Source organism: Massilia sp. LXY-6 (genome assembly GCF_051233485.1).
GTDB lineage: Bacteria > Pseudomonadota > Gammaproteobacteria > Burkholderiales > Burkholderiaceae_D > Telluria.
The window spans coordinates 157,587-179,299 of the sequence record NZ_JBKFGF010000040.1 but is presented as its reverse complement, the minus strand read 5'-3'; the positions used below and the strand labels follow the sequence as shown (position 1 = coordinate 179,299).

Genomic DNA, 21,713 nt, shown 5'->3' with positions numbered 1-21,713 from the left:
CATCGGTTGTCCAAAAAGACATTCTGCACCGGCGGCGTGAAGTCTGCTGGCGGCGGCTTCAAATGCCCAGTAGCGTCTTGCAGCGGCTTACCAGGAATTCCCGTAGCACCCGCACCGCCGGCGAGACCTGCTTGCGGTTTGCCACCAGCATGGTCAAGGGCACGTTGACGCCTTCCCACTCCGGCAGGATCAGGCGCAGGCGGCCACTTGCAAGGTCCGCGTGCACGTCGATGCGCGAGCGGTAGCAGATGCCCAGCCCCGCCAGCGCCCAGCGCCGCACCACCTCGGAATCGTCGGCCACGCGGTCGCCCTGCACTACGACCTCGATCTCTTCGTTCCCCTTGCGGAAGCGCCAGCGGTCGTTGACGGCTTCGTCCAGCATGAAGCACAGGCAGTTGTGGTCTTCGAGTTCGCGCGGCGAGGCCGGCGCGCCGCGCCGCGCGAGGTAGGCCGGCGCGGCGCACAGCACGCGCCGGTTCTCTTCCAGCAGCGGCAGCGCCACCATGCTGGATTCGGACGGCACGCCGAAGCGCAGCGCGATATCGACCGGCTCGCGGTAGATGTTGGCGAGGCGGTCGGTCAGCTGCAATTTCAGCTTCACGCCCGGATAACGCGCCTGGAAATCGTTCAGCCAGGGCAGCACCACGTGGCGCCCGAAGTCGGACGGCATCGAGATCTGCAGCTGCCCCTCGATTGCATCCTGCCCGGCCAGCACCTCGTCTTCCGCTTCGCGCAGGCCGTCCAGCAAGGCCTTGCTGCGCGCCAGCAGGCGTTCGCCCGCCAGCGTCAGCCGCATGCTGCGCGTGCTGCGGATGAACAGCGCCGCACCGAGGTCGGCCTCCAGCCGCTTCAGGCTGGCGCTGGCGACGGCCGGCGAAGTGTCCAGCAGGCGCGCAGCGCTTGACAGGCTGCCCTGTTCGGCGGTGGCGACGAAGGTTTCGAGGTCCTGCAGGTTCCTGATCTTCAAGATAATATTGAAAGTGATTTCGGGATTACCCAGTTTATCAAAAAGCCGGGACTGGTCAGAATGGCACTCATCGCATCGTCCATCGACCAGGAGCCCACACATGAAAGCCATCGGATACCAGAACAACCTGTCCATCGATCAGCCGGAAGCGCTGGTCGACATCACGCTGCCCGACCCGGTCGCCGCGGGCCACGACCTGCTGGTCGAGGTGCGCGCGGTGTCGGTCAACCCGGTCGACACCAAGGTACGGAAAAGCGCCAAGCCGGAAGCCGGAGAGTGGAAGGTGCTGGGCTGGGATGCGACCGGCGTGGTGAAGGCGGTCGGCCCGGATGTCACCCTGTTCAAGCCGGGCGACCGCGTCTGGTACGCCGGCTCGATCGCCCGCGCCGGCAGCAACAGCGAGTTGCAGCTGGTGGACGAGCGCATCGTCGGCCGCATGCCGGTGTCAACCGATTTCGGCGCCGCCGCCGCGCTGCCGCTGACCGGCCTGACGGCCTGGGAGATGCTGTTCGACCGCCTGCAGGTACCAACGGGAGCGGAAGGCAAGGGCAAGAGCCTGCTGGTGATCGGCGCGGCCGGCGGCGTCGGCTCGATCCTGGTGCAGCTGGCGCGCCAGCTCACGCAACTGACCGTGATCGGCACCGCATCGCGGCCGGAAACCCGTGAATGGGTGCGCGAGCTCGGCGCCCATCACGTGATTGACCACAGCAAGCCGCTGGCCGCGGAAATCGCCGCCGCCGGGCTGGCGCCGCCGGATTACGTCACCAGCCTGACCCACAGCGACCAGCACTTCGACCAGGTGGTGGAGGCCATCGCGCCGCAGGGCAAGTACAGCCTGATCGACGACCCGGCCACGCCGATCGACATCATGAAATTCAAGCGCAAGGCGGTGTCGCTGCACTGGGAACTGATGTTCACGCGCTCGCTGTTCAACACGCCCGACATGATCGAGCAGCACCGCATCCTGGACCGCCTGGCTGAATTGGTGGATGCGGGCACGATCCGGACCACGGCCAACGAGAATTTCGGTTTAATTAATGCGGAGAATCTTCGGCGCGCGCATGCGCTGCTCGAGTCGGGGCGGGCGCGGGGGAAGATTGTGCTGGAGGGGTTTTGATGTCGCGATATGATCGATTGAGAGCAAAAATTGCCGCCTGTTGGCGGATCCAAGAAATTAATTGGATTAATATTTCGTGTTGTTTTTACTAGATAATCCGTTCTTTAATGCAAGGATCAAAGATTCAAATGTCTATTATGATTCTATGGCTGAAGCTATTATTCCATAATAATAATTAGTCATTTAATATTCTATTCCTGGTCATCAGGAGCGAAGCAATAGAGTTTCGCAGCTTGAAAGCCGGTGTTGCCCGCAAGCACCACGAGGACCCATCCGAATTTTTTAAAATTCGAATGGAAAAACATTATTCCAACAATCCCATAAAGCGCTAGAAGTACTGGAAGCCAAAGTATCATTGCTACCATTGCAACTTCAAAGGTGGACTCTCCAATAGTGGTTTGGTCTTCTTCTCGCACGTAACTTTTTTTTTGTCGAAGCATCCGAGCACTAATGAGAGCGATGATAAAAGAAAAAAAACTTGCGACTAGCCAATCTTTCGTATTTTCTTCAATTGGCGAAAGGAGAACACAAGACAATAGCGACAAGAACGCTAAAAAACAAGTAGCAATTGAAGCGTAGGTAAGTTTTTTGAACGTCATTTATGCCTCTATTCTGTATAGACGGGATGGTTTGTGATAATGACGGGCGGATCATCTAAATAAGATCATCCGCCTCATTTTGATTATCTGCTAGTTGATTCTGTAATATGAATACTTGTGATCATATCTCCGAAATAACCTCCTAAACCACCTCCTACTAGCTCTCCGAATCGTGAACCAAGTCCACGGCCTATGAAGGCTCTTACGATCGTTTCACCCGGACCAAAGACTGATCAGCTTTCCTTCCGCTACTCGGACAGTGAGCCTTACATTATCAAAGATCTCGATCTCAAGATCACTCCCGGCGAATGCCTTGCCTTGACCGGGCCCTCCGGCAGTGGCAAAACGACACTGATAAAGCTGCTGCTTGGATTGCTAGAGCCTACAAGCGGCGATATCCTCATCGGTGGTGTAAAGCTGGCGAATCTCGGCCTGTCGAATACCACCAGCTGATTGGTACAGTGATGCAGGACGACACGTTGTTTGCCGGTTCGATCTCGGACAACATCAGCTTCTTTAGCACGTCTCCGAATCAAGAGCAGGTCGTCCAATGCGCGCGCCTGGCCGCCATCGACAATGAAATCATGAGCATGCCGATGGCCTACAACACCTTAGTTGGGGACATCGGTACAGGTCTGTCCGGCGGTCAGAAACAGCGCATCCTGCTAGCCCGCGCGCTGTACAAGAACCCGCAATTGCTGGTCTTGGGGAGGCTACCAGTCATCTTGATGTATGGAATGAGCAAGCGGTCAACGCAGCGATCCAGAGCTTCAAGTTGACCCGTATCATCGTCGCACACCGACCCGAAACCATTGCCATGGCTAAGCGCGTCGTTGTCCCGCACGGTGGGAATTCAGCGCAGCCTGCAGCGCATATAGCTCAGATCATGGCTCACGCCATCGATCCGCAGCATGTCCTCGATCCGCGCAGTCATCGTGAAGCCCGAGCGCAGGTAAAGCGCGACGGCGGGCTGGTTCGCGGACAGGACTTCGAGGTCGACCCAGGCCAGACCGGCCTGCGAGCGCGCCCAATCCAGCGCAGCACCGAGCAGTTGTGAGCCAAGCCCACGGCGGCGCCAAGCCCGGTGCACGCCCATCCCCAGCATTGCACGGTGCCTCGCCAGCGGCTCCGGCCGCGCACGTAAATCGATATGCCCGGCGATCGAGCCACGCGCATCCAGCGCCAGCCACAGGCGGCGCCAGCCCGGTTCGCCGACCGGAATGGCGAGGCCTTCGATGAAGGAGACTTTTAAACCCGGTGGCAGCTGCGACTGCGCGCGGGACAGGGGCTGGAACAGCGGGGTGCCGTCCCTGCCGTTGTCGCGCAGGTGGTCGTCGAGGTAGACGAAGAAGGGCGGCAGGTCGGCCGCCTCGGCCGGACGGATCGTCACAGCGCCCGCGCGATCAGGATCTTCTGGATGTCGCTGGTACCTTCGTAGATCTGGCACACGCGCACGTCGCGGTAGATGCGCTCGACCGGGAAGTCGGCCACGTAACCGTAGCCACCGAACACCTGCATCGCGCTGGACACCACGCGCTCGGCCATCTCGGAGGCGAACAGCTTGGCCATCGCCGCCTCCTTCAGGCAGGGCACGCCCGCATCCTTCATCGATGCCGCATGCAGGATCAGCTGGCGCGCGGCCTCGATCTGCATCGCCATCTCGGCCAGGCGGAACTGCACCGCCTGGTGGTCGAAGATCGCGGTGCCGAAGCTCTCGCGCTCCTTGGCGTAGGCCAGCGCCGCCTCGAAAGCGGCGCGCGCCATGCCGACCGATTGCGAGGCGATGCCGATGCGGCCGCCCTCCAGGCCGGACAGGGCGATCTTGTAGCCCTGGCCCTCTTCGCCGATCAGGTTTTCGAGCGGGATGCGGCAGTTGTCGAACACGATCTGCGCCGTGTCCGACGAGTGCTGGCCCATCTTGTGCTCGATGCCGGCGACGATGTAGCCGGGCGTATTCGTCGGCACCCAGAAGGCGCTGATGCCCTTCTTGCCGGCAGCTTTGTCGGTGACGGCCATGACGATGGCCACGTCGCCGTTCTTGCCGCTGGTGATGAACTGCTTGGTGCCGTTGATGACGTAGTGGTCGCCATCACGCACAGCGGTGGTGCGCAGGGCGGCGGCGTCGCTGCCGGTGTGCGGTTCCGTCAGGGCGAAGGCGCCCAGCATCTCGCCTTGCGCCAGCGGGCGCAGCCACTGTTCTTTCTGCGCCTCGTTCGCGTACATCATCGCGATCGAACATACCGGGCAGTTGTTCACCGAGATGATGGTCGAGGTGCCGCCGTCGCCGGCCGCGATCTCTTCCAGCACCAGGGCCAGCGACACGTAGTCGAGGCCCGCACCGCCGTACTGCTCCGGCACCGCGACGCCGAAGGCGCCCAGCCGGGCCAGTTCCTGTAATTCCTCTTTCGGGAAATGCTGCTCGCGGTCCCAGCGCGCGGCGTTCGGCGCCAGGCGCTCCTGCGAAAAGCTGCGCAGGGCGTCGCGGATCATCTGGTGTTCTTCGCTCAGTATCATGCTGTCTCGTAGTCGTTATCGTTATGTCGACGGCTTATTTACCAGGCAATCGGTGTGCCGTCGTGGTTCAAAAAGGCGCCGTTCTTCGACGCGTCGGCGCTGGCCAGCGTCGCGCGCAGCGTGCGCACGCTGTCTTGGACGCTGAGCGGGGCGCCGGCGCCGCCCATGTCGGTCTGCACCCAGCCCGGGTGGAAGCTCAGGCAGGTGACACCCTGCGGCCCGTAGGTGAGGGAGGTGTCCTTCAGCACCGAATTCAGCGCCGCTTTGCTGGCGCGGTACAGCGAGCCCGAGGCGCTGCTGCGTTCGCCGATCGAGCCCATGCGCGAGGAGATCACCGCCAGCTTGCCGCGCGCGTTCGCCACCAGCGGGCCGACGATGGGCAGCAGGCGCATCGCCGCCAGCACGTTGGTGTGCATGACGGCGTCGAACTCCTGCTGGGTCGGGAAGCCGTCGTGGCGCGGGCCATACACGCCGGCCACCAGCCAGGCGTGGTCGATCTTCTCGTCGTCCAGTTTCCAGCCCAGGCCGCCGATCGCTTCGGCGTTGGCCACGTCCAGCTGGTGCGCCTCGGCGCCGAGCTGGCGTAGCGCGTCGCAGTCGGCCGGCTTGCGGGCGGTGGCGATCACGCGCCAGCCGTCGGCGCGGTACTGGCGCACCATTTCGTGGCCGATGCCGCGCGAGGCGCCGATGATCAGGGCAGTAGACATGATTGACTCCTGTGGTGGGGCCTCGAGAAAGCTACTGCGCGTCGAATTTTCGCCCTGCGCTGCTCCGCTACGGCGGACCGGCCGTACCGTAAGTACGGCTGCGCTTCTCGCACTAGGCGTGCCCGACGAAACTTCTTCCGCTCGCTAGGCTTTCTCGAAGCCCCGATAAGCTAACTATCAATGACGGAAAATCCGTCAACCTCAAGCGAGCTTATACCATCTCGATCGCCATCGCCGTTGCTTCGCCGCCGCCGATGCACAGCGAGGCAACGCCGCGCTTGCCGCCGGTTTTCTTCAGCGCGCCCAGCAGGGTGACGATGATGCGTGCGCCCGAGGCGCCGATCGGGTGGCCCAGGGCGCAGGCGCCGCCGTGGATGTTGACCTTGCTGTGCGGAATGTCGAGGTCGCGCATGGCGGCCATCGGCACCGCGGCGAAGGCTTCGTTGATCTCGAACAGGTCGACGTCGCTGGCCTTCCAGCCGGTCTTCTTGAACAGCTTCTGCATCGAGCCGATCGGCGCGGTGGTGAACAGGTTCGGTTCCTGCGCGTGGGTGGCGTGGCCAACCACGCGGGCGATCGGGGTCAGGCCCAGTTCCTTCGCGGTCGATTCGCGCATCATGACCAGCGCGGCGGCGCCGTCGTTGATCGACGAGGACGAGGCGGCGGTCACGGTGCCGTCCTTCTTGAATGCCGGACGCAGCGACGGGATCTTGTCGACCTTGGCCTTCAGCGGACCCTCATCCTTTTCGATGATCTGCTCGCCCAGGCGATTCGCGACGCTGACCGGCGCGACTTCCCATGCGAAGCTGCCGTCGTTGTTGGCGGCTTGCGCGCGCTTGACGGATTCGATCGCGAAATTGTCCTGCTCTTCGCGGGTGAACTGGTAAGTGGCGACGCACTCTTCGGCGAAGGTGCCCATCGAGCGGCCTTCGCCGGTCTTCTCGTTGCGCGAGTAGGCGTCTTCGAGGCCGTCCAGCATCATGTGGTCGAACATCGGCGCGTGGCCGATGCGGTAGCCGCCGCGTGCCTTCGGGATCAGGTAGGGAGCGTTGGTCATCGACTCCATGCCGCCGGCGACGATCACGTCGGCGCTGCCGGCCTTGAGTGCGTCGTAGCCGAAGATCGCGGCCTGCATCGCCGAGCCGCACATCTTGGAGAGGGTCACGGCGCCGGTGGACATCGGCAGGCCGGCCTTGATCAGCGCCTGGCGCGCCGGGGCCTGGCCCTGGCCGGCCATCAGGCAGTTGCCGAAGTAGACGTGTTCGACCTTGGATGGGTCGACGCCGGCGCGCTCGACGGCGGCCTTGATGGCCACCGCGCCCAGGTCGCTGGCGGTCTTCGAGGAGAAGTCGCCCTGGAAGGCGCCCATCGGGGTGCGGGCTGCGCCGACGATAACGACTGGATCATTCATTGTGTAAGCTCCAAAGAGGAAGGTTGCGGACTGGCCGCCGGATTGGGTTGATGAAAACGGATCTGCTGCGGATACGGGAACACGTCCTCGACGATGCCCGCCTGGATGCGCTCCTTGTGCGACTGCCACCACACGCGCGTGAGCAGTTCGGCATGGTGCTGCATGAAGACCTGCCGGATTGCCGGGTTCCCGAGCAGGAAACGTTCGAACTGCTCGGGGAAGACATCGTGCCTGCCGATCGGGTACCAGGGCTCGGCCGCCATCTCGTCCTCCTCGTTGCGCGCGGCCGGGATGTCGCGGAACTGGCAATCGGTGAGGTACTCGATCTCGTCGTAGTCGTAGAACACGACGCGGCCGTGGCGGGTGACGCCAAAATTCTTGTACAGCATGTCGCCGGGGAAGATGTTCGCCGCAACCAGGTCGCGGATCGCATTCCCGTATTCGATCACCCCATGCGCGAGGCGGGCGCTGTCGCCGGCCCGCTGCGCATCGGCCAGGTACAGGTTCAGCGGCACCATGCGGCGCTCGATGTACAGGTGCTTGATGATCACGTGGTCGCCCTCCAGCTCGACCAGCGAGGGCGCGTGGCGCCGCAGCTCGTCCAGCAGGTCTTCCGAGAAACGCGCCAGCGGGAAGGCGACGTCGGAGTACTCGAGGGTGTCGGCCATGCGCCCCACGCGGTCGTGGTGCTTCACCAGCAGGTATTTTTCCTTGATCTGGGCGCGCGTGGTGTCCTTCGGCGGCGGATAGAAATCCTTGATCGCCTTGAACACGTAGGGGAAGGACGGCAGTTCGAACACCAGCATCACCAGGCCGGGGATGCCGGGGGCGATGCGGAACTCGTCCGAGCTGTGCTTCAGGTGCTGCAGGAAGTCGCGGTAGAACAGGGTCTTGCCCTGTTTCTGCAGGCCGAGCACGGTGTAGATCTCGCTCCTGGGCTTCTTCGGCATCAGGCTGCGCAGGAACTGCACGTAGCTTGATGGCACTTCCATGTCGACCATGAAGTAGGCGCGCGTGAACGAGAACAGGGTCAGCACCTGTTCCGGTTCGGTCAGCACGGTGTCGAGCACCAGCTGACCGCGGCGGTTGTGCAGCACCGGCACCACGAACGGGTATTCGCGCGCGCCGTTGATGGCGCGGCCGACGATGTAGGCGCCCTTGTTGCGGAAGAACAGGCTGGAAAGCACCTGCAGCTGCTGGTTCGGCTCGGCCTGGTCCAGCCCGAACTTCTCGACCAGGCGCTGTTCGACCAGGGCGACGTCGCGATCGAGGTCGGCGAACGGACAGGCCAGCTGGAAGTTGGTGACGATGCGGCGCAGAGAAAAGAACAGACCGTCCAAGCGCAGGCCGTCCCTGGCCGGGTAGTAGACGCGGTAGGTCGGCTGCGGCTCGTCGGTCTCGATGTACTCGGTCGAGACGGCCGGACGCACGAAGATAAAATCGTTGCGGTAGTAGCTGCGGTGCAGGATGTGGCAGCTGACGGAATTAAAAAAGCTTTCGGCCAGTTCCGGGCGCTTGTGGCCGGTGAGCAGTCCGATGTAATGCAGCTTGGTCTCGCGCCAGGTCTGATCGTTGAGCTCCTCGGGCGCATACTCGTCCTCCAGGATACGCACGCATTCCTGCACGCGCCTGTCGTAGAAATCGATGCGCTCGCGCGCGGCGCGCTGGGCGGTGGCCCAGTCGGCGTGTTCGAAATAGGTCTTGGCCGCCTGGCTGGCCTGGCGGAACAGCGAATAATGGCGGTCGAACCCGTCCAGGATCGTGCGCGCGATATCGAAGGCGATCTGCGACGAGAGCAGCTTGGGGAAACTTGCCTGTGTCATCGTTGGGCTCGCGCGCGGTGGAGGGGAGAGCGGATATTGTAATGCCGGTGCTTGCTGCCGGGAGGCCCCCGGTATTTTTACTGGCCTGTCGTTCCGGGCATTGCCCGAAACGACTCCCCGCGCAGGCGGGGACGACGGGCTGGCAGCACCCTTATGCCGTTTCGCCGAACAGCTCGCGGCCGATCAGCATGCGGCGGATCTCGCTGGTGCCGGCGCCGATCTCGTACAGCTTGGCGTCGCGCCACAGGCGGCCGACCGGGTACTCGTTGATGTAGCCGTTGCCGCCCAGGGTCTGGATCGCCTCGCCGGCCATCCAGGTCGCCTTTTCGGCGCTGTACAGGATGGCGCCGGCGGCGTCCTTGCGCAGCGCGCGCACCTGCTCCGGCGAGGTAGCGCGGTCGCAGGCCTGGCCGACCGCATACACGTAGGCGCGGCAGGCCATCATGGTCGAGTACATGTCGGCGATCTTGCCCTGCATGAGCTGGAACTCACCGATTGCCTGGCCGAACTGCTTGCGCTCGTGGATGTAGGGGACCACCGCGTCCATGCAGGCCGCCATGATGCCCAGCGGGCCGCCGGACAGCACGGTGCGCTCGAAGTCCAGGCCCGACATCAGTACGTTCACGCCTTTGCCCACGCCGCCCAGCACGTTCTCGACCGGCACTTCGCAATCCTGGAACACCAGTTCGCCCGTGTGCGAACCGCGCATGCCCAGCTTGTCGAGCTTTTGCGCGACCGAAAAACCTTTAAAACCTTTTTCGATCAGGAAGGCGGTCATGCCGCGCGGGCCGGCTTCGATGTCGGTCTTGGCATACACGACCAGGGTGTCGGCGTCCGGGCCATTGGTGATCCACATCTTGGTGCCGTTCAGGACGTAGCGGTCGCCCTTCAGCTCGGCGCGCAGCTTCATGCTGACGACGTCGGAGCCGGCGTTCGGCTCGGACATGGCCAGTGCGCCGACGTGCTCGCCCGAGATCAGCTTCGGCAGGTACTTGCGCTTCTGCTCTTCGTTACCGTTGCGCTTGATCTGGTTGACGCACAGGTTCGAGTGGGCGCCGTAGGACAGGCCGACCGAGGCCGAGGCGCGCGAAATCTCTTCCATCGCGACGATGTGGGCCAGGTAGCCCATGTTGGCGCCGCCGTATTCCTCGCTGACGGTGATGCCCAGCAGGCCGAGCTCGCCCATCTTCTTCCACAGATCCATCGGGAACTGGTCGGTGCGGTCGATATCAAACGCGCGCGGGGCGATTTCGCTTGCCGCGAACTGTTGCACTGCTTCACGCAGCGCGGCGATGTCTTCGCCGTGGTCAAAGGTCAAGCCTGGGAGATGCAGCATGTCGTCCTCTCGATTGTCGTTATGGCTGGAAGGCTAAACGGGATAATAGCGCGGAGTGACGTTAACGTAAACGTCAACTAACAGCATCGTCGTTCCCGCCATGCTGAGTGTGCAGAAATGCGAACGTCGGCTATACCGGATACTCAGTATGGGGGATGAGCCCGGTGGACTCTTCCCGCCTTCGCAATGGGATGGACGCCCCCACCCGAAACGGCATCAGATGTGCCAAAGTGGAAGTGTCATGCAACCACTTAAACCGAGGGGGGCGTCACCATGAAGATTACGACACTTGGCATCGATCTGGCAAAAGATGTTTTCCAGCTGCACGGCGTGGATGGACATGGGCGCGTGGTGGTGAAACGTCAGCTCAGGCGAAAAGAGATGATCGGCTTTTTCACGAAGATCGAACCTTGCCTGGTCGGCATGGAAGCATGTGGCAGTGCACATTATTGGGCTCGGCGGCTGACTGAGCTGGGGCATACCGTGAAGTTGATGGCGCCACAGTTCGTCAAGCCGTACGTGAAGACGAACAAGCATGATATAGCCGATGCCGAGGCAATCTGTGAAGCGGTAGCCCGTCCCAACATGCGCTTTGTCCCGATCAAGACAATCGATCAGCAAGCGATCCTGGCGGTGCATCGTGTCCGGCAAGGCTTGGTCAAGGTGCGCACTGCGCAGGCGAACCAGATCCGTGGGCTGCTTGCCGAGATGGGGCTAGTGATTCCGAAGGGTATCAAGCACCTGTTTTGCCTGGTGCCGTCGCTGCTCGATGAAGCAAAGGACGTGTTGCCGGCCAGCTTCCGCCAGCTGATTGAGCGGCTGCTGACCCAGTTGAAAGAATTGAAGCGACAAGTTGACGAGTTGGAGTTGGAGTTGGAAATCCTACGCTGGCACAGGCAGAACGAAGCTTCGCGCAACCTTGAAACCATTCCTGGCGTTGGGCCGATTACGGCCAGTGCGCTAATCGCCTCAGTAGGCGATGCGCGCAACTTCAAAAATGGCCGACAGTTGGCTGCCTGGCTTGGACTGGTGCCAAAGCAGCACTCGAGCGGCGGCAAAGTCCGTTTGCAGGGCATCAGCAAGCGTGGTGACTGCTATCTACGTACCTTGCTGATCCACGGTGCGCGTGCCGTCACCAAGCATGCTGAGCGACTGCCAACACGGTATGCCTGGCTGGCCAAGTTGATGGGACGCAGGAACAAGAACGTAGCCGCGGTCGCGCTGGCGAACAAGAACGCGAGAATCGCATGGGCGTTGTTAGCCCATGAAGAAAAGTTCCGGTCTGATCATGTTGCATTGACCAGACCGGCCTGAAACTGAAATTCACGTGGTACCCGGCAGTAGACTTCACCAGTTGCGCAGGCAATCAAAGTAGTGATGGCAAAACAGGTTAGACCGTGGTTGGCATAGCCCGTAGTCCCCGCGGCACGCAAAGTGCGGCTTCGCGATCGAGGCGCCGACCAGCAAAACCCATCAGGGACAGTGGCGTATCACGACCACAACCAAAGTCCGAATGTACGGGTGCATCTTTAACCTAATGGCCGAACTGCAATGAAAGCTTGCACAAAAGGGGGCGTCCATGTACGGGGACGACGAGATAGCGTGGGCGCATACTTACGCCGCGTCCCGCTCCTGCGGCTGTCCGCTCTCTCCATCCCCGGCATCCGCCAGCAAGCGCCGGCATTCTTCTTCGTGCCCGGCGATCTCGGCCAACGACATCTCGATGTCGGCACGCTGCTGCTCCAGGGTTTCGCGCTGGTGGGACAGCACGCCGAGAAAACGGTTGATCTGGGCGACGGTGTCCCTTGGCGATTCGTACATGTCGACGATGCTCTTGATCTCCGACAAGGTCAGGCCCAGGCGCTTGCCGCGCAGGGTCAGCTTCAGGCGCGTGCGGTCGCGTGGAGTGTAGACGCGGTTGCGGCCGCCCTGGCCTTCGCGCATCGGGCTGAGCAAGCCCTGGTCTTCGTAGAAGCGGATGGCACGGGCGGTGATGTCGAATTCGCGCGCCAGTTCGGCGATGGTGTAGGTGGTGGCCATATTGTCCTGCTAGTCGAAAAGTGGCGGAGTCCGGAAGCATCCTGCGGAATCGCATAGAATCGGAGTCTGCGCCCTTGTTTCCGTTTACGTCAACGTCAATGTGAATGTTGGATGCATTGTAGCGTGCGGCGTTGTCCCAATACGAAAGAACTTCGGATGAACCTTCTCGAATCCCAACTGATCTACCCCTTCGGCGACGACATTCCCACGCCCGGCACCGTGCACGAACTCGCGCCGGGCCTGCGCTGGCTGCGCATGCCGCTGCCCTTCGCCCTCGACCACATCAACCTGTGGCTGCTGGACGACGAAGCCGGCGGCAGGGGCGGCTATTCACTGGTCGATTGCGGCGCCGGCACCGACGCCACCCGCAGCGCCTGGGAGCAGGTGTTCGACAGCGCGATGATGGGGGCGCCGCTGCGGCGCGTGTTCGCGACGCATTGCCATCCAGACCACGTCGGCTTGTCCGGCTGGCTGTGCGAGCGTTTCCAGGCGCCGTTCTGGACCAGCGCCGCCGAGTTCGGCTTCGCGCGCATGATGGCGGCCGCGCTGCCGGGCGTGGACGGGCCGTCGGCGATCCCGCACTTCCGGCGCCACGGCCTGGTCGACCCCGACCTGCTCGAGCAGATGCAAGGGCGCAAGAATTACTACCCTTCGCTGGTGCCTGCCGTGCCCCCGAGCTATACCCGGCTGCAGGATGGGCAGCGGGTGGCGATCGGCGATCGCGAATGGCGGGTGATCACGGGCTTCGGCCATTCGCCCGAGCATGTGTCGCTGTATGCCGAGGAGGGCAGGATACTGATCTCCGGCGACATGGTGCTGCCGCGCATTTCGACGAACGTGTCGGTGTTCGCGGTCGAGCCGGAAGGCAATCCGCTCGCCCAGTATCTGGACTCGCTCGGCAAATTCTCCGGCCTGCCGGACGATACCCTGGTGCTGCCTTCGCACGGCAAGCCTTTCCGCGGCTTGCACCTGCGCATCCAGCAGTTGCGCGAACACCATGTGGCCCGCCTGGATGAAGTGCGCGCCGCCTGCAGCATGCCGCGCTCCGCAGTTGACATTGTCCCGCTGATGTTCCGGCGCAAGCTCGATCCGCACCAGCTCAGCTTTGCCGTCGGCGAAGCGCTGGCCCACCTGCACAAGCTCTGGTACGACGGTATCCTCGACCGTGTAACCGGTGACGATGGGGTCATCCGCTTCAAACTGGCCTGATTTCAGCGCATTCTCACGCTGGATGGGTAGCGCAGGCGACCGCTGAGGTCGCCTGTTTTCGTTTGCACGGGTGGATTTACACAAGCAAACGTTTTCTTTTTCCTGTAGGATATTTTTCACACTTAGCTATTCTCTTAGCGAAAAGCACCGGAATTGCTGGACAGCACTGTGAGAATTGGTCAATACTCACACGTTTGTTACTTTCAGACTTTCCGCTTTTACATAAGGTCTGAACCATGGAGAAACCATGACAGCCCTGCATGAACCATTAGTACCACCGATGAATTCGACTAACGAGCGGGAAAGCTTCAGCGAGCGTCTGCAGCAAGCCCTGAAGAATGCCCATTACTCGCCGGACAGCCCGACGCGGCTGGCGCGCGAATTTAACATTCGCTTCGAAGGCCGCCCGATCACGGTCCATGCCGCGCGCAAGTGGCTGGTCGGCGAAGCCATTCCGACCCAGGAAAAGCTGCGCATGATCGCCCAGTGGCTGGGCGTGCCGGCCGACTGGTTGCGCTTCGGCGGTACCGACAGTGCCCCGGCCGGCGGCGACTCCGCCGATGCCTCGGCGCGTTTCGAATCGGCCGACGTCAAGCTGATCGCCGACCTGCAGCGCCTGGACGAACACCACAAGCAGCTGGCACGGGAGTTCATCCGCATGCTGGTGCGCATGAACCACCAGCCGAAGTAAGCCTGCCTGTATCTGCCTGTATAAAACGGCCCGGCCCGGGGACTTCCCCCGGTCGGGCCGCTGTTGTTTGTGCTGTATTGCAATTATTATTCAAGCGGGTGGCACAAATGGCCGGGTCTCGCGCATAATCTAGAACGCTACTGGCGCCCGCCAGCGTTATCGGTCATATAAGGATGCAGTGCCCTCATGATTAATAACTACAGCAATACCGCGCAGTTGAAGGACCTCATGACCGTGCCGCCGATGACGGCGACGCAGCATGCAGAAATCATGCGCAAGCGTAATGAGCAACGCAGGAAAATCGAAGACGCAAGAGAAGCAAGAAAGGCCGAGCAGGAGGCCTACGGCGAACGGCGCTGACGCTCAACCAGGAGCGCCGTCTTTCATCCCACCCCAGCGTGGGGCCAATTCGTTGTCTATTCCCAGCAGGTCGATGACGCGGGCGACCGTGTGGTCGACCATCTCGTCGATGCTGCCCGGTTTGTTGTAAAAGCTTGGCAGCGGCGGGAACACGATGCCGCCCATCTCGGTGACAGCCGTCATATTGCGCAGGTGCGCCAGGTTGAACGGCGTTTCGCGCACCATCAGCACCAGGCGCCGGCGTTCCTTCAGGATCACGTCGGCCGCGCGCGCGATCAGGTTGTCCGACAGCCCGTGCGCAACCGCCGCCAGCGTCTTCATCGAACAGGGAGCGACCACCATGCCGTCGCTCTGGAACGAACCGCTGGCGATCGAGGCGCCAATTTCCCGGTTCTTGTGCACGACGTGGGCGAGCGCTTCCACGTCGCGCCGTTGCAGGCCGACTTCCTGGTGCAGCGTGAGGGAAGCGGCGTCGGAAATGACCAGATGGGTCTCGACGCCGGGACAGGCGCGCAGCCGTTCGAGCAGCCGCACGCCGTAGACCGCGCCGGTCGCGCCGGTGATGGCGACGACGATCCGGCGGGGCCGCGGATCAGCCATTCTTTTTCAGCAGGGCCTGCAGTTCGCCGGATTCGTACATTTCCGTCATGATGTCCGAGCCGCCGACGAATTCGCCGTTCACATACAGCTGCGGGACGGTCGGCCAGTTCGAGAATTCCTTGATGCCCTGGCGGACTTCGGCGTCGTCCAGCACGTTCACGGTGGCGATGTTATCGACGCCGCAGGCCTTCAGGATTTGGATGGCGCGGCCGGAAAAGCCGCATTGCGGGAACTGGGCGGTGCCTTTCATGAACAGCACGACCGGCGTGTTGGTCACGGTGTCTTTGATCCAGGTTTGTACGTCGCTCATTTGGTTCTGCCTTCGGTGAGAAATGGGAGGGGATGGCGGCATTTTATAAGAAAATGACCCGGTAGGTTTGTCCACCGGGTCATCCCCGCGAAGGCGGGGACCCAAGTTCTGCGCGAGCAGCCGATACGCATGCAGACTTGGATCCCCGCCGGCGCGGGGACGACGAGGAACGGGGTTACTTCTTCAGCTTGGCAAACGCCGCCGCCATCGCGCCACCGCTCGGGGCGGCCGGGCGTTCCTGGCGCTGCTGGTGCTTATTTTGATGATCAGCGAGGCGCTTGCGGTCGTCGCGGTCGCCGCGTTGCTGCGGCTGCGCACCCGGTTGCGGGGCGCTGTCGGACAAGCGCATCGTCAGCGCGATACGCTTGCGCTTGACGTCGACTTCCAGCACTTTCACTTTCACCACCTGGCCGGCCTTCACCACCGTGTGCGGATCCTTCACGAAGGTATTGGAGAGGGCCGAGATATGCACCAGGCCGTCCTGGTGCACGCCGATGTCGACGAAAGCGCCGAAGGCCGCGACGTTGGTCACCACGCCTTCCAGGATCATGTCCGGGCGCAGGTCGCCGATCTCTTCCACGCCTTCCTTGAAGGTGGCGGTGGTGAATTCCGGACGCGGGTCGCGGCCCGGCTTTTCCAGTTCCTTCAGGATGTCGCTGACGGTCGGCACGCCGAATTTCTCGTCGGCGTACCTGGCCGGGTTCAGGGTCTTTACCAGTGAACCGTCGCCGATCACGCTCTTGATGTCGCGCTTGATGTCGGCCAGGATCTTTTCGACCACCGGGTAGGATTCCGGGTGCACCGCCGAGGCGTCCAGCGGATTGTCGCCGTTCATGACGCGCAGGAAGCCGGCCGCCTGCTCGAAGGTTTTATCGCCCAGGCGCGGGACGCTCCGTAAGGCCGCGCGCGAGGCGAAGGCGCCCTTCATGTCGCGGTAGGTGACGATGCTCTGGGCCACGCTGGCGGACAGGCCCGAGACACGCGCCAGCAGCGGCGCCGAGGCCGTGTTGACGTCGACCCCCACCGCGTTCACGCAATCCTCGACCACGGCGTCGAGCTGGCGTGCCAGCTGGGTCTGCGAAACATCGTGCTGGTACTGGCCGACGCCGATCGATTTCGGATCGATTTTTACGAGCTCGGCCAGCGGATCCTGCAGGCGGCGCGCAATCGACACCGCGCCGCGGATCGACACGTCCAGGTCCGGCAGCTCGCGCGAGGCGAATTCGGAGGCCGAATAGACCGACGCGCCGGCTTCCGAGACGACGATCTTGGTCAGCTTGAGCTCGGGATGCTGCTTGATCAGGTCCTGGGCCAGTTTATCCGTCTCGCGCGACGCGGTGCCGTTGCCGATCGAGACCAGCGAAACATTGTGCTTGGCAGCAAGCTTGCCCAGCACGTGCAGCGAACCGTCCCAGTCGTTGCGCGGCGCGTGCGGGTAGATGGTGGCGGTATCGACCACCTTGCCGGTCGGGTCCACCACGGCCACCTTGACGCCGGTACGCAGGCCCGGGTCCAGGCCCATGGTGGCGCGCGGGCCGGCCGGGGCGGCCAGCAGCAGCGCCTTCAGGTTGCGCGCGAACACCTGGATCGCATCGAGCTCCGCTTTTTCGCGCAATGCGCCCATCAGTTCGGTCTCGATATACATGAAGCTCTTCACGCGCCAGGTCCAGCGCGCGGTGTCGAGCAGCCATTTGTCGGCCGGGCGCCCCGCCGCCTTGATGCCGAAGCGCGCCGCGATCCGGCTTTCGCAGGGGTTGTGCGGGGCGTCCCACTTCGGCTTTTCTTCCTCGGTGTCGAGGCGCAGGCTTACGTCCAGGATACCTTCGCGGCGGCCGCGCATCAGCGCCAGCGCGCGGTGCGAGGGCACGCTGGACAGCGGTTCCGAATAAGCGAAGTAGTCGGCAAACTTCTCGCCTTCCTCCTGCTTGCCCTCGACCACCTTCGATTCGACCACGCCGTGTTCCTGCACGTATTCGCGCAGCGACTGCAGCAGTTCGGCGTCCTCGGCGAAGCGCTCCATCAGGATCTGGCGCGCGCCGTCCAGCGCCGCCTTGGTGTCGGCCACGCCCGGGTTGTTCACGCCGTCGGCATTCACGAAGGCCTCGCGCAGGTAGCGCGCGGCCACTTCCTCCGGATTCCGGGCCGGGTCGGCCAGCAGGCTGTCCGCCAGCGGCGCCAGGCCGGCCTCGATCGCGATCTGGGCCTTGGTGCGGCGCTTCTGCTTGTACGGCAGGTACAGGTCTTCCAGGCGGGTCTTGTCTTCCGCGTGGGTCAGGGCGTCGAGCAGCTCCGGCGTCATCTTGTTCTGCTCGGTGATCGAGGCGATCACCGAGGCGCGCCGCTCTTCCAGTTCGCGCAGGTAGCGCAGGCGTTCTTCCAGCAGGCGCAGCTGGATGTCGTCCAGGCCGCCGGTCGCTTCCTTGCGGTAGCGGGCGATGAAGGGGACCGTCGCCCCTTCGTCGAGGAGGGCGACGGCGGCGGCCACCTGGGCCGGTTTGGCGGACAGTTCTTGGGCGAGGCGTTGTTCGATCGAAGGCAGCATGTGCGTAAAGGTCGGGCGATGAGCGTGAGTCAGACGGGCAATGATACGCAAACCGGCCGGATGCGCCAGTCTTGACAGCGAAATCCGAACATGCGTCCGGAACCGTCGCCGACCGCGTGGTCCACGAGGAATTGGCCGTGCCCGTTCGTGTGGGGGTGGTGCAAAAGCGCGGAACCGTGTAACTTTTCTCTCTTTTGCCTTCTTTCGACCTGTAAAGATTTGTTGGCAGGGTGCGATTCCGAACAAAACAGAACGGACCGCATGAAGGATAATAACGGTTGTTGTTTTTTTAAATACAGACTCGTGAGACCCATGCACACAGTTGATCTTCATCGCGACGACACCAGCGAGGCACCGCCGGCTCGAGCTCCTGCACGCGCTCCGGCCCTGCCTGCCCCGGTGTTGAGCTGGCTGCAAAGGGTCGAAGCGGCAGCACATCCCCAGCCGAAGCTGACTGCGGAAGTCGCTGACCCCAAGGCCATCCAGTACAAATTCGTTTACGTCATGGCCCCGACCAGCGGCGGCCGCCATGTCGCGGTCTGCTTGTGCAAGGCGCGCCTGCGCCCGAACGGCGACGTGGCCGCGGCCAGCCCGGTGGGCGAGGTGTTTTCGCTGCTGTCGGCCCCGCCCGCCTACCTGGAAGGGGATGACGAGGACCTGGTCCGTTTCTTCATTGCCATGCGCAGCGGGTCGAACCAGAGCACCAGCGCTACCGAGCCGAAGGGCAAGGTCGGTGCCATCCTGCTGCAGCAACTGCTCGCGCAGGGCAAGCTGTTGTGGGCGAACTCGTGGTCCGACATGAGCAACGGCCTGCTGTATCCGCTGCAGGCCGGCCCGGTGCGCAAGGCCAGCCTGGCCTGGCGCGACGAGGGCCGCGTCGCCAAGCTCGGCTGGTCGGTGGAGCCGGCCAAGGGTGCCACGCACGCCGGCGCCGACCTGGTCGACTACATGCTGCCGACCGATCCGCCGTGGTACATCGACAACCTGTCCTGCGGGCCTCTCGAGCTGAACCGTGGCGGCATCGACATCTCGCTGGCCGAGCTGCAGGCGCTGGTGGCGCAAGCCCCGGCGCTGGGTGGCAACGACAAGAAGCGCGTGTCGCAATTGCTGCTGGCGCACGGCCTGCAGCAGCTGATGCCGCTGCCGCAGCCGCTCACGCAGCGCCTGCGCGACGACGTCAAGCCGGTGCCGCACCTGCTGCTGGACGCGATTCCGGTGGCCGAGGGCACGGGCCAGCGCTGGCAGGACTTCGCCGTCCTGGCCTTCGACTATGACGGCCAGCGTATTTCGTTCGACCCGGCCCAGCGCGTGGTGCGCCAGATCGGCGACGTCACCGAGGTCATCGCGCGCGACGAAGCCGCCGAGGCGAAGGCGCTCGACATCCTGAACAAGATGGGCTTCCGCAAGCCGGCCACCACGCCGCTGAGCTCGCTGTCCGGCGCGCTGCTGCTGGACGGCCAGGCGCAATGGCTGCGCTTTGCCGGCAACGACCTCGACTCCTTGACCGACCTCGGCTGGCAGGTGCAGAAGTCGGCCAAGTACCGCTACGACGTGGTGCCGGTCGAGGACTGGTATGCCGACATCGACGAACCGGCGGAAGCCGGCAATGCCTGGTTCGAGCTGGAACTGGGCATCGTCGTCAACCGCAAGCGCGTGCCGCTGCTGCCGGTGCTGGTCCAGCTGATCCGCAGCGCACCCCTCGATTTCAATCCCGACGTGCTGGCCGCGCACCTCGAGGCCGACCAGATGCTGGCCACCCTGCCTGACGGCGTGCGCGTGGCGCTGCCCTGGGGGCGTGTAAAACCGATTCTGTCGACCCTGGGCGAGTTGTATTTCAACGACAAGATCAAGGCGAAGGTCCGCCTGTCGACGCTGGACGCGGCGCGCCTGGAAGAGCTGGCGCGCGGCGCCGAGTTCACCTGGACCGGCGGCGAACGCCTGCGCGAAACCGGCCGCAAGCTGAGCCAGTTCGGCAAGGTCAAGAAGGTCGATGCGCCGAAAGGCCTGCAGGCGACCCTGCGCGACTACCAGCTCGACGGCCTGGCCTGGATGCAGTTCCTGCGCGAGTACGACCTGGGCGGCATCCTGGCCGACGACATGGGCCTCGGTAAAACCGTGCAGACCATCGCCCACATCCTGACGGAAAAGGAAGCAGGCAGGCTCACCAGCCCGGCGCTGGTGATCGCGCCGACCAGCCTGATGACGAACTGGATGGAAGAAGCCGCGCGCTTCGCCCCCAGCCTGAAGGTGCTGTTGCTGCAAGGTAAGGAGCGCATGGAACTGTTCGACCAGATCGAACAGGCCGACATCGTGCTGACCACCTACGCCCTGCTGCCGCGCGACGAGGAAAAGCTGCGCGAGCACCAGTACCACCTGGTGATCCTGGACGAATCGCACTACATCAAGAACACCCGCTCGAAGGCGGCGCAGACGGCCGGCTCGCTGAACGCGCGCCACCGCCTGTGCCTGTCCGGCACGCCGCTCGAAAACCACCTGGGCGAGCTGTGGTCGCAGTTCCACTTCCTGCTGCCGGGCCTGCTCGGCGACGAGAAGACCTTCAACAGCCAGTTCCGCCACCCGATCGAACGCCAGGACGATCCGGTGCGGCGCATGCTCCTGAACCGCCGCATCAAGCCTTTCCTGCTGCGCCGGACCAAGGACCACGTGGCCAAGGAACTGCCGGAAAAGACCGAAATGATCCGCCGCATCGAGCTCAGCGGTCCGCAGCGCGACCTCTACGAGACCGTGCGCCTGGCGATGGACAAGAAGGTGCGCGAGGAGATCGACCGCAAGGGCGTGGCGCGCAGCCAGATCGTGATCCTGGAGGCGTTGCTCAAGCTGCGCCAGGTGTGCTGCGACCCGCGCCTGGTGAAGGCCATGCCGTCGAAGAAGAACACGGCGGCGGTATCGGCCAAGCTGACCGACCTGATGCAGATGGTCGACGATTTGCTGGGAGAAGGCCGCAAGATCCTGGTGTTCTCGCAGTTCACCAGCATGCTGGCCCTGATCGAGGAAGAACTGCAAGCGCGCGGCATCCGTTATGCCCTGCTTACGGGCGAAACGCGCGACCGCTCGGCCCAGGTCGCCGCCTTCCAGCAGGGCGCCGTGCCGATCTTCCTGATCAGCCTGAAGGCCGGCGGCGTCGGCCTGAACCTGACCGCGGCCGATACCGTGATCCACTACGACCCGTGGTGGAACCCGGCGGCCGAGAACCAGGCCACCGACCGCGCCTGGCGCATCGGCCAGGACAAGCCGGTGTTCGTCTACAAGCTGATCGCGAAAGGCACGCTGGAAGAAAAGATCCAGCTGCTGCAGCAGAAGAAGTCGGAACTGGCGCAGTCGATCCTGGCCGAAGGCGAATCGCAGAAGATGGCGCTGACGCAGGAAGACTTACAGGCAATCTTCGCGCCCTTGGAGGATTAAGGGGTGGGGCGGCAGCCCCGCCTTGCGCCCGATCAAAGGTCCCGTCGTACGGGACCTTTGTTTT

The 21,713-nt window shown here is 63.2% G+C and carries 20 protein-coding genes; 8 read left to right on the top strand and 12 right to left on the bottom strand.

Annotated elements, in window-relative coordinates; translation table 11 throughout:
• Positions 1-58 precede the first annotated feature (58 nt).
• Positions 59-967, bottom strand: a complete 909-nt coding sequence (locus ACI48D_RS18645) for a LysR family transcriptional regulator (protein WP_435572739.1) — start codon at positions 965-967, stop codon at positions 59-61.
• A gap of 100 nt (positions 968-1,067) precedes the next feature.
• Here ACI48D_RS18645 and ACI48D_RS18640 point away from each other — a divergent pair, with 100 nt between their 5' ends.
• Positions 1,068-2,084, top strand: coding sequence for a zinc-binding alcohol dehydrogenase family protein (locus ACI48D_RS18640; RefSeq protein WP_435572738.1), 1,017 nt, complete (start codon positions 1,068-1,070; stop codon positions 2,082-2,084).
• Between the two features lie 191 nt (positions 2,085-2,275).
• On the opposite strand, the gene ACI48D_RS18635 is transcribed toward ACI48D_RS18640, so the two are convergent.
• Positions 2,276-2,683, bottom strand: a complete 408-nt coding sequence (locus tag ACI48D_RS18635) for a hypothetical protein (RefSeq protein ID WP_435572737.1) — start codon at positions 2,681-2,683, stop codon at positions 2,276-2,278.
• Between the two features lie 192 nt (positions 2,684-2,875).
• Here ACI48D_RS18635 and ACI48D_RS18630 point away from each other — a divergent pair, with 192 nt between their 5' ends.
• The gene (locus ACI48D_RS18630; RefSeq protein ID WP_435572736.1) at positions 2,876-3,136 is read left to right on the top strand and encodes an ATP-binding cassette domain-containing protein; all 261 of its coding nucleotides are present in this window, start codon (positions 2,876-2,878) and stop codon (positions 3,134-3,136) included.
• A gap of 11 nt (positions 3,137-3,147) precedes the next feature.
• The gene (locus ACI48D_RS18625; protein WP_435572735.1) at positions 3,148-3,462 is read left to right on the top strand and encodes an ATP-binding cassette domain-containing protein; all 315 of its coding nucleotides are present in this window, start codon (positions 3,148-3,150) and stop codon (positions 3,460-3,462) included.
• 74 nt (positions 3,463-3,536) lie between these two features.
• Here ACI48D_RS18625 and ACI48D_RS18620 read toward each other — a convergent pair whose 3' ends face one another.
• The 6 genes from ACI48D_RS18620 to ACI48D_RS18595 form a co-directional block, all read right to left on the bottom strand.
• Entirely contained in the window at positions 3,537-4,073 is a 537-nt protein-coding gene (locus ACI48D_RS18620; protein WP_435572734.1) for an N-acetyltransferase family protein, read from the bottom strand.
• The gene (locus ACI48D_RS18615; protein WP_435572733.1) at positions 4,070-5,197 is read right to left on the bottom strand and encodes an acyl-CoA dehydrogenase family protein; all 1,128 of its coding nucleotides are present in this window, start codon (positions 5,195-5,197) and stop codon (positions 4,070-4,072) included. Before ACI48D_RS18615 ends, ACI48D_RS18620 begins: the two co-directional genes overlap by 4 nt.
• 38 nt (positions 5,198-5,235) lie before the next feature.
• Positions 5,236-5,904: an SDR family oxidoreductase gene (locus ACI48D_RS18610; protein ID WP_435572732.1), complete on the bottom strand. Its 669-nt coding sequence runs from the start codon at positions 5,902-5,904 to the stop codon at positions 5,236-5,238.
• A 211-nt stretch (positions 5,905-6,115) separates the two neighbouring features.
• Positions 6,116-7,315, bottom strand: a complete 1,200-nt coding sequence (locus tag ACI48D_RS18605; protein ID WP_435572731.1) for an acetyl-CoA C-acyltransferase — start codon at positions 7,313-7,315, stop codon at positions 6,116-6,118.
• The gene (aceK, locus tag ACI48D_RS18600; RefSeq protein WP_435572730.1) at positions 7,312-9,138 is read right to left on the bottom strand and encodes a bifunctional isocitrate dehydrogenase kinase/phosphatase; all 1,827 of its coding nucleotides are present in this window, start codon (positions 9,136-9,138) and stop codon (positions 7,312-7,314) included. The genes ACI48D_RS18605 and aceK overlap by 4 nt, the downstream gene beginning before the upstream one ends.
• A gap of 151 nt (positions 9,139-9,289) precedes the next feature.
• Positions 9,290-10,474: an isovaleryl-CoA dehydrogenase gene (locus ACI48D_RS18595; RefSeq protein ID WP_435572729.1), complete on the bottom strand. Its 1,185-nt coding sequence runs from the start codon at positions 10,472-10,474 to the stop codon at positions 9,290-9,292.
• A 273-nt stretch (positions 10,475-10,747) separates the two neighbouring features.
• Between ACI48D_RS18595 and ACI48D_RS18590 the strand changes: the two genes are divergently transcribed.
• Positions 10,748-11,788, top strand: coding sequence for an IS110 family transposase (locus tag ACI48D_RS18590; RefSeq protein WP_435572728.1), 1,041 nt, complete (start codon positions 10,748-10,750; stop codon positions 11,786-11,788).
• A 300-nt stretch (positions 11,789-12,088) separates the two neighbouring features.
• Here ACI48D_RS18590 and ACI48D_RS18585 read toward each other — a convergent pair whose 3' ends face one another.
• On the bottom strand, positions 12,089-12,514 hold the full coding sequence (locus ACI48D_RS18585; RefSeq protein ID WP_435572727.1) for a MerR family transcriptional regulator: 426 nt from the start codon (positions 12,512-12,514) through the stop codon (positions 12,089-12,091).
• A 156-nt stretch (positions 12,515-12,670) separates the two neighbouring features.
• Here ACI48D_RS18585 and ACI48D_RS18580 point away from each other — a divergent pair, with 156 nt between their 5' ends.
• From ACI48D_RS18580 to ACI48D_RS18570, 3 genes are all read left to right on the top strand, one after another.
• Complete coding sequence (locus ACI48D_RS18580; RefSeq protein ID WP_435572726.1) at positions 12,671-13,723, top strand: MBL fold metallo-hydrolase; 1,053 nt, start codon at positions 12,671-12,673, stop codon at positions 13,721-13,723.
• Between the two features lie 280 nt (positions 13,724-14,003).
• Positions 14,004-14,414, top strand: coding sequence for a hypothetical protein (locus tag ACI48D_RS18575; protein ID WP_435572725.1), 411 nt, complete (start codon positions 14,004-14,006; stop codon positions 14,412-14,414).
• Positions 14,415-14,600: 186 nt separating this feature from the next.
• Complete coding sequence (locus tag ACI48D_RS18570) at positions 14,601-14,774, top strand: hypothetical protein (RefSeq protein WP_435572724.1); 174 nt, start codon at positions 14,601-14,603, stop codon at positions 14,772-14,774.
• 3 nt (positions 14,775-14,777) lie between these two features.
• Here the strand turns inward: ACI48D_RS18570 and ACI48D_RS18565 are convergent, their stop codons facing one another.
• The 3 genes from ACI48D_RS18565 to ACI48D_RS18555 all read right to left on the bottom strand — a co-directional run bounded on the left by ACI48D_RS18565 (position 14,778) and on the right by ACI48D_RS18555 (position 18,226).
• The gene (locus tag ACI48D_RS18565; protein ID WP_435572723.1) at positions 14,778-15,374 is read right to left on the bottom strand and encodes a UbiX family flavin prenyltransferase; all 597 of its coding nucleotides are present in this window, start codon (positions 15,372-15,374) and stop codon (positions 14,778-14,780) included.
• Complete coding sequence (gene grxD, locus ACI48D_RS18560; protein ID WP_435572722.1) at positions 15,367-15,684, bottom strand: Grx4 family monothiol glutaredoxin; 318 nt, start codon at positions 15,682-15,684, stop codon at positions 15,367-15,369. Before grxD ends, ACI48D_RS18565 begins: the two co-directional genes overlap by 8 nt.
• A gap of 175 nt (positions 15,685-15,859) precedes the next feature.
• Positions 15,860-18,226, bottom strand: coding sequence for a Tex family protein (locus tag ACI48D_RS18555; protein WP_435572721.1), 2,367 nt, complete (start codon positions 18,224-18,226; stop codon positions 15,860-15,862).
• Between the two features lie 312 nt (positions 18,227-18,538).
• On the opposite strand from ACI48D_RS18555, the gene ACI48D_RS18550 reads away from it, so the two are divergent.
• Entirely contained in the window at positions 18,539-21,649 is a 3,111-nt protein-coding gene (locus ACI48D_RS18550; RefSeq protein ID WP_435572720.1) for a DEAD/DEAH box helicase, read from the top strand.
• The last annotated feature ends 64 nt before the right edge of the window (positions 21,650-21,713 follow it).

Excerpts from the sequence above, each read along its gene's own strand:
- aceK (WP_435572730.1), bottom strand. The coding sequence starts at position 9,138 with ATGACACAGGCAAGTTTCCCCAAGCTGCTCTCGTCGCAGATCGCCTTC.
- ACI48D_RS18630 (WP_435572736.1), top strand. The coding sequence starts at position 2,876 with ATGAAGGCTCTTACGATCGTTTCACCCGGACCAAAGACTGATCAGCTT.
- ACI48D_RS18550 (WP_435572720.1), top strand. The coding sequence starts at position 18,539 with ATGCACACAGTTGATCTTCATCGCGACGACACCAGCGAGGCACCGCCG.
- ACI48D_RS18565 (WP_435572723.1), bottom strand. The coding sequence starts at position 15,374 with ATGGCTGATCCGCGGCCCCGCCGGATCGTCGTCGCCATCACCGGCGCG.
- ACI48D_RS18585 (WP_435572727.1), bottom strand. The coding sequence starts at position 12,514 with ATGGCCACCACCTACACCATCGCCGAACTGGCGCGCGAATTCGACATC.
- ACI48D_RS18570 (WP_435572724.1), top strand. The coding sequence starts at position 14,601 with ATGATTAATAACTACAGCAATACCGCGCAGTTGAAGGACCTCATGACC.
- ACI48D_RS18625 (WP_435572735.1), top strand. The coding sequence starts at position 3,148 with ATGCAGGACGACACGTTGTTTGCCGGTTCGATCTCGGACAACATCAGC.
- ACI48D_RS18605 (WP_435572731.1), bottom strand. The coding sequence starts at position 7,315 with ATGAATGATCCAGTCGTTATCGTCGGCGCAGCCCGCACCCCGATGGGC.
- ACI48D_RS18580 (WP_435572726.1), top strand. The coding sequence starts at position 12,671 with ATGAACCTTCTCGAATCCCAACTGATCTACCCCTTCGGCGACGACATT.
- ACI48D_RS18575 (WP_435572725.1), top strand. The coding sequence starts at position 14,004 with ATGAATTCGACTAACGAGCGGGAAAGCTTCAGCGAGCGTCTGCAGCAA.
- ACI48D_RS18555 (WP_435572721.1), bottom strand. The coding sequence starts at position 18,226 with ATGCTGCCTTCGATCGAACAACGCCTCGCCCAAGAACTGTCCGCCAAA.
- ACI48D_RS18610 (WP_435572732.1), bottom strand. The coding sequence starts at position 5,904 with ATGTCTACTGCCCTGATCATCGGCGCCTCGCGCGGCATCGGCCACGAA.
- ACI48D_RS18635 (WP_435572737.1), bottom strand. The coding sequence starts at position 2,683 with ATGACGTTCAAAAAACTTACCTACGCTTCAATTGCTACTTGTTTTTTA.
- ACI48D_RS18615 (WP_435572733.1), bottom strand. The coding sequence starts at position 5,197 with ATGATACTGAGCGAAGAACACCAGATGATCCGCGACGCCCTGCGCAGC.
- ACI48D_RS18640 (WP_435572738.1), top strand. The coding sequence starts at position 1,068 with ATGAAAGCCATCGGATACCAGAACAACCTGTCCATCGATCAGCCGGAA.
- grxD (WP_435572722.1), bottom strand. The coding sequence starts at position 15,684 with ATGAGCGACGTACAAACCTGGATCAAAGACACCGTGACCAACACGCCG.
- ACI48D_RS18595 (WP_435572729.1), bottom strand. The coding sequence starts at position 10,474 with ATGCTGCATCTCCCAGGCTTGACCTTTGACCACGGCGAAGACATCGCC.
- ACI48D_RS18590 (WP_435572728.1), top strand. The coding sequence starts at position 10,748 with ATGAAGATTACGACACTTGGCATCGATCTGGCAAAAGATGTTTTCCAG.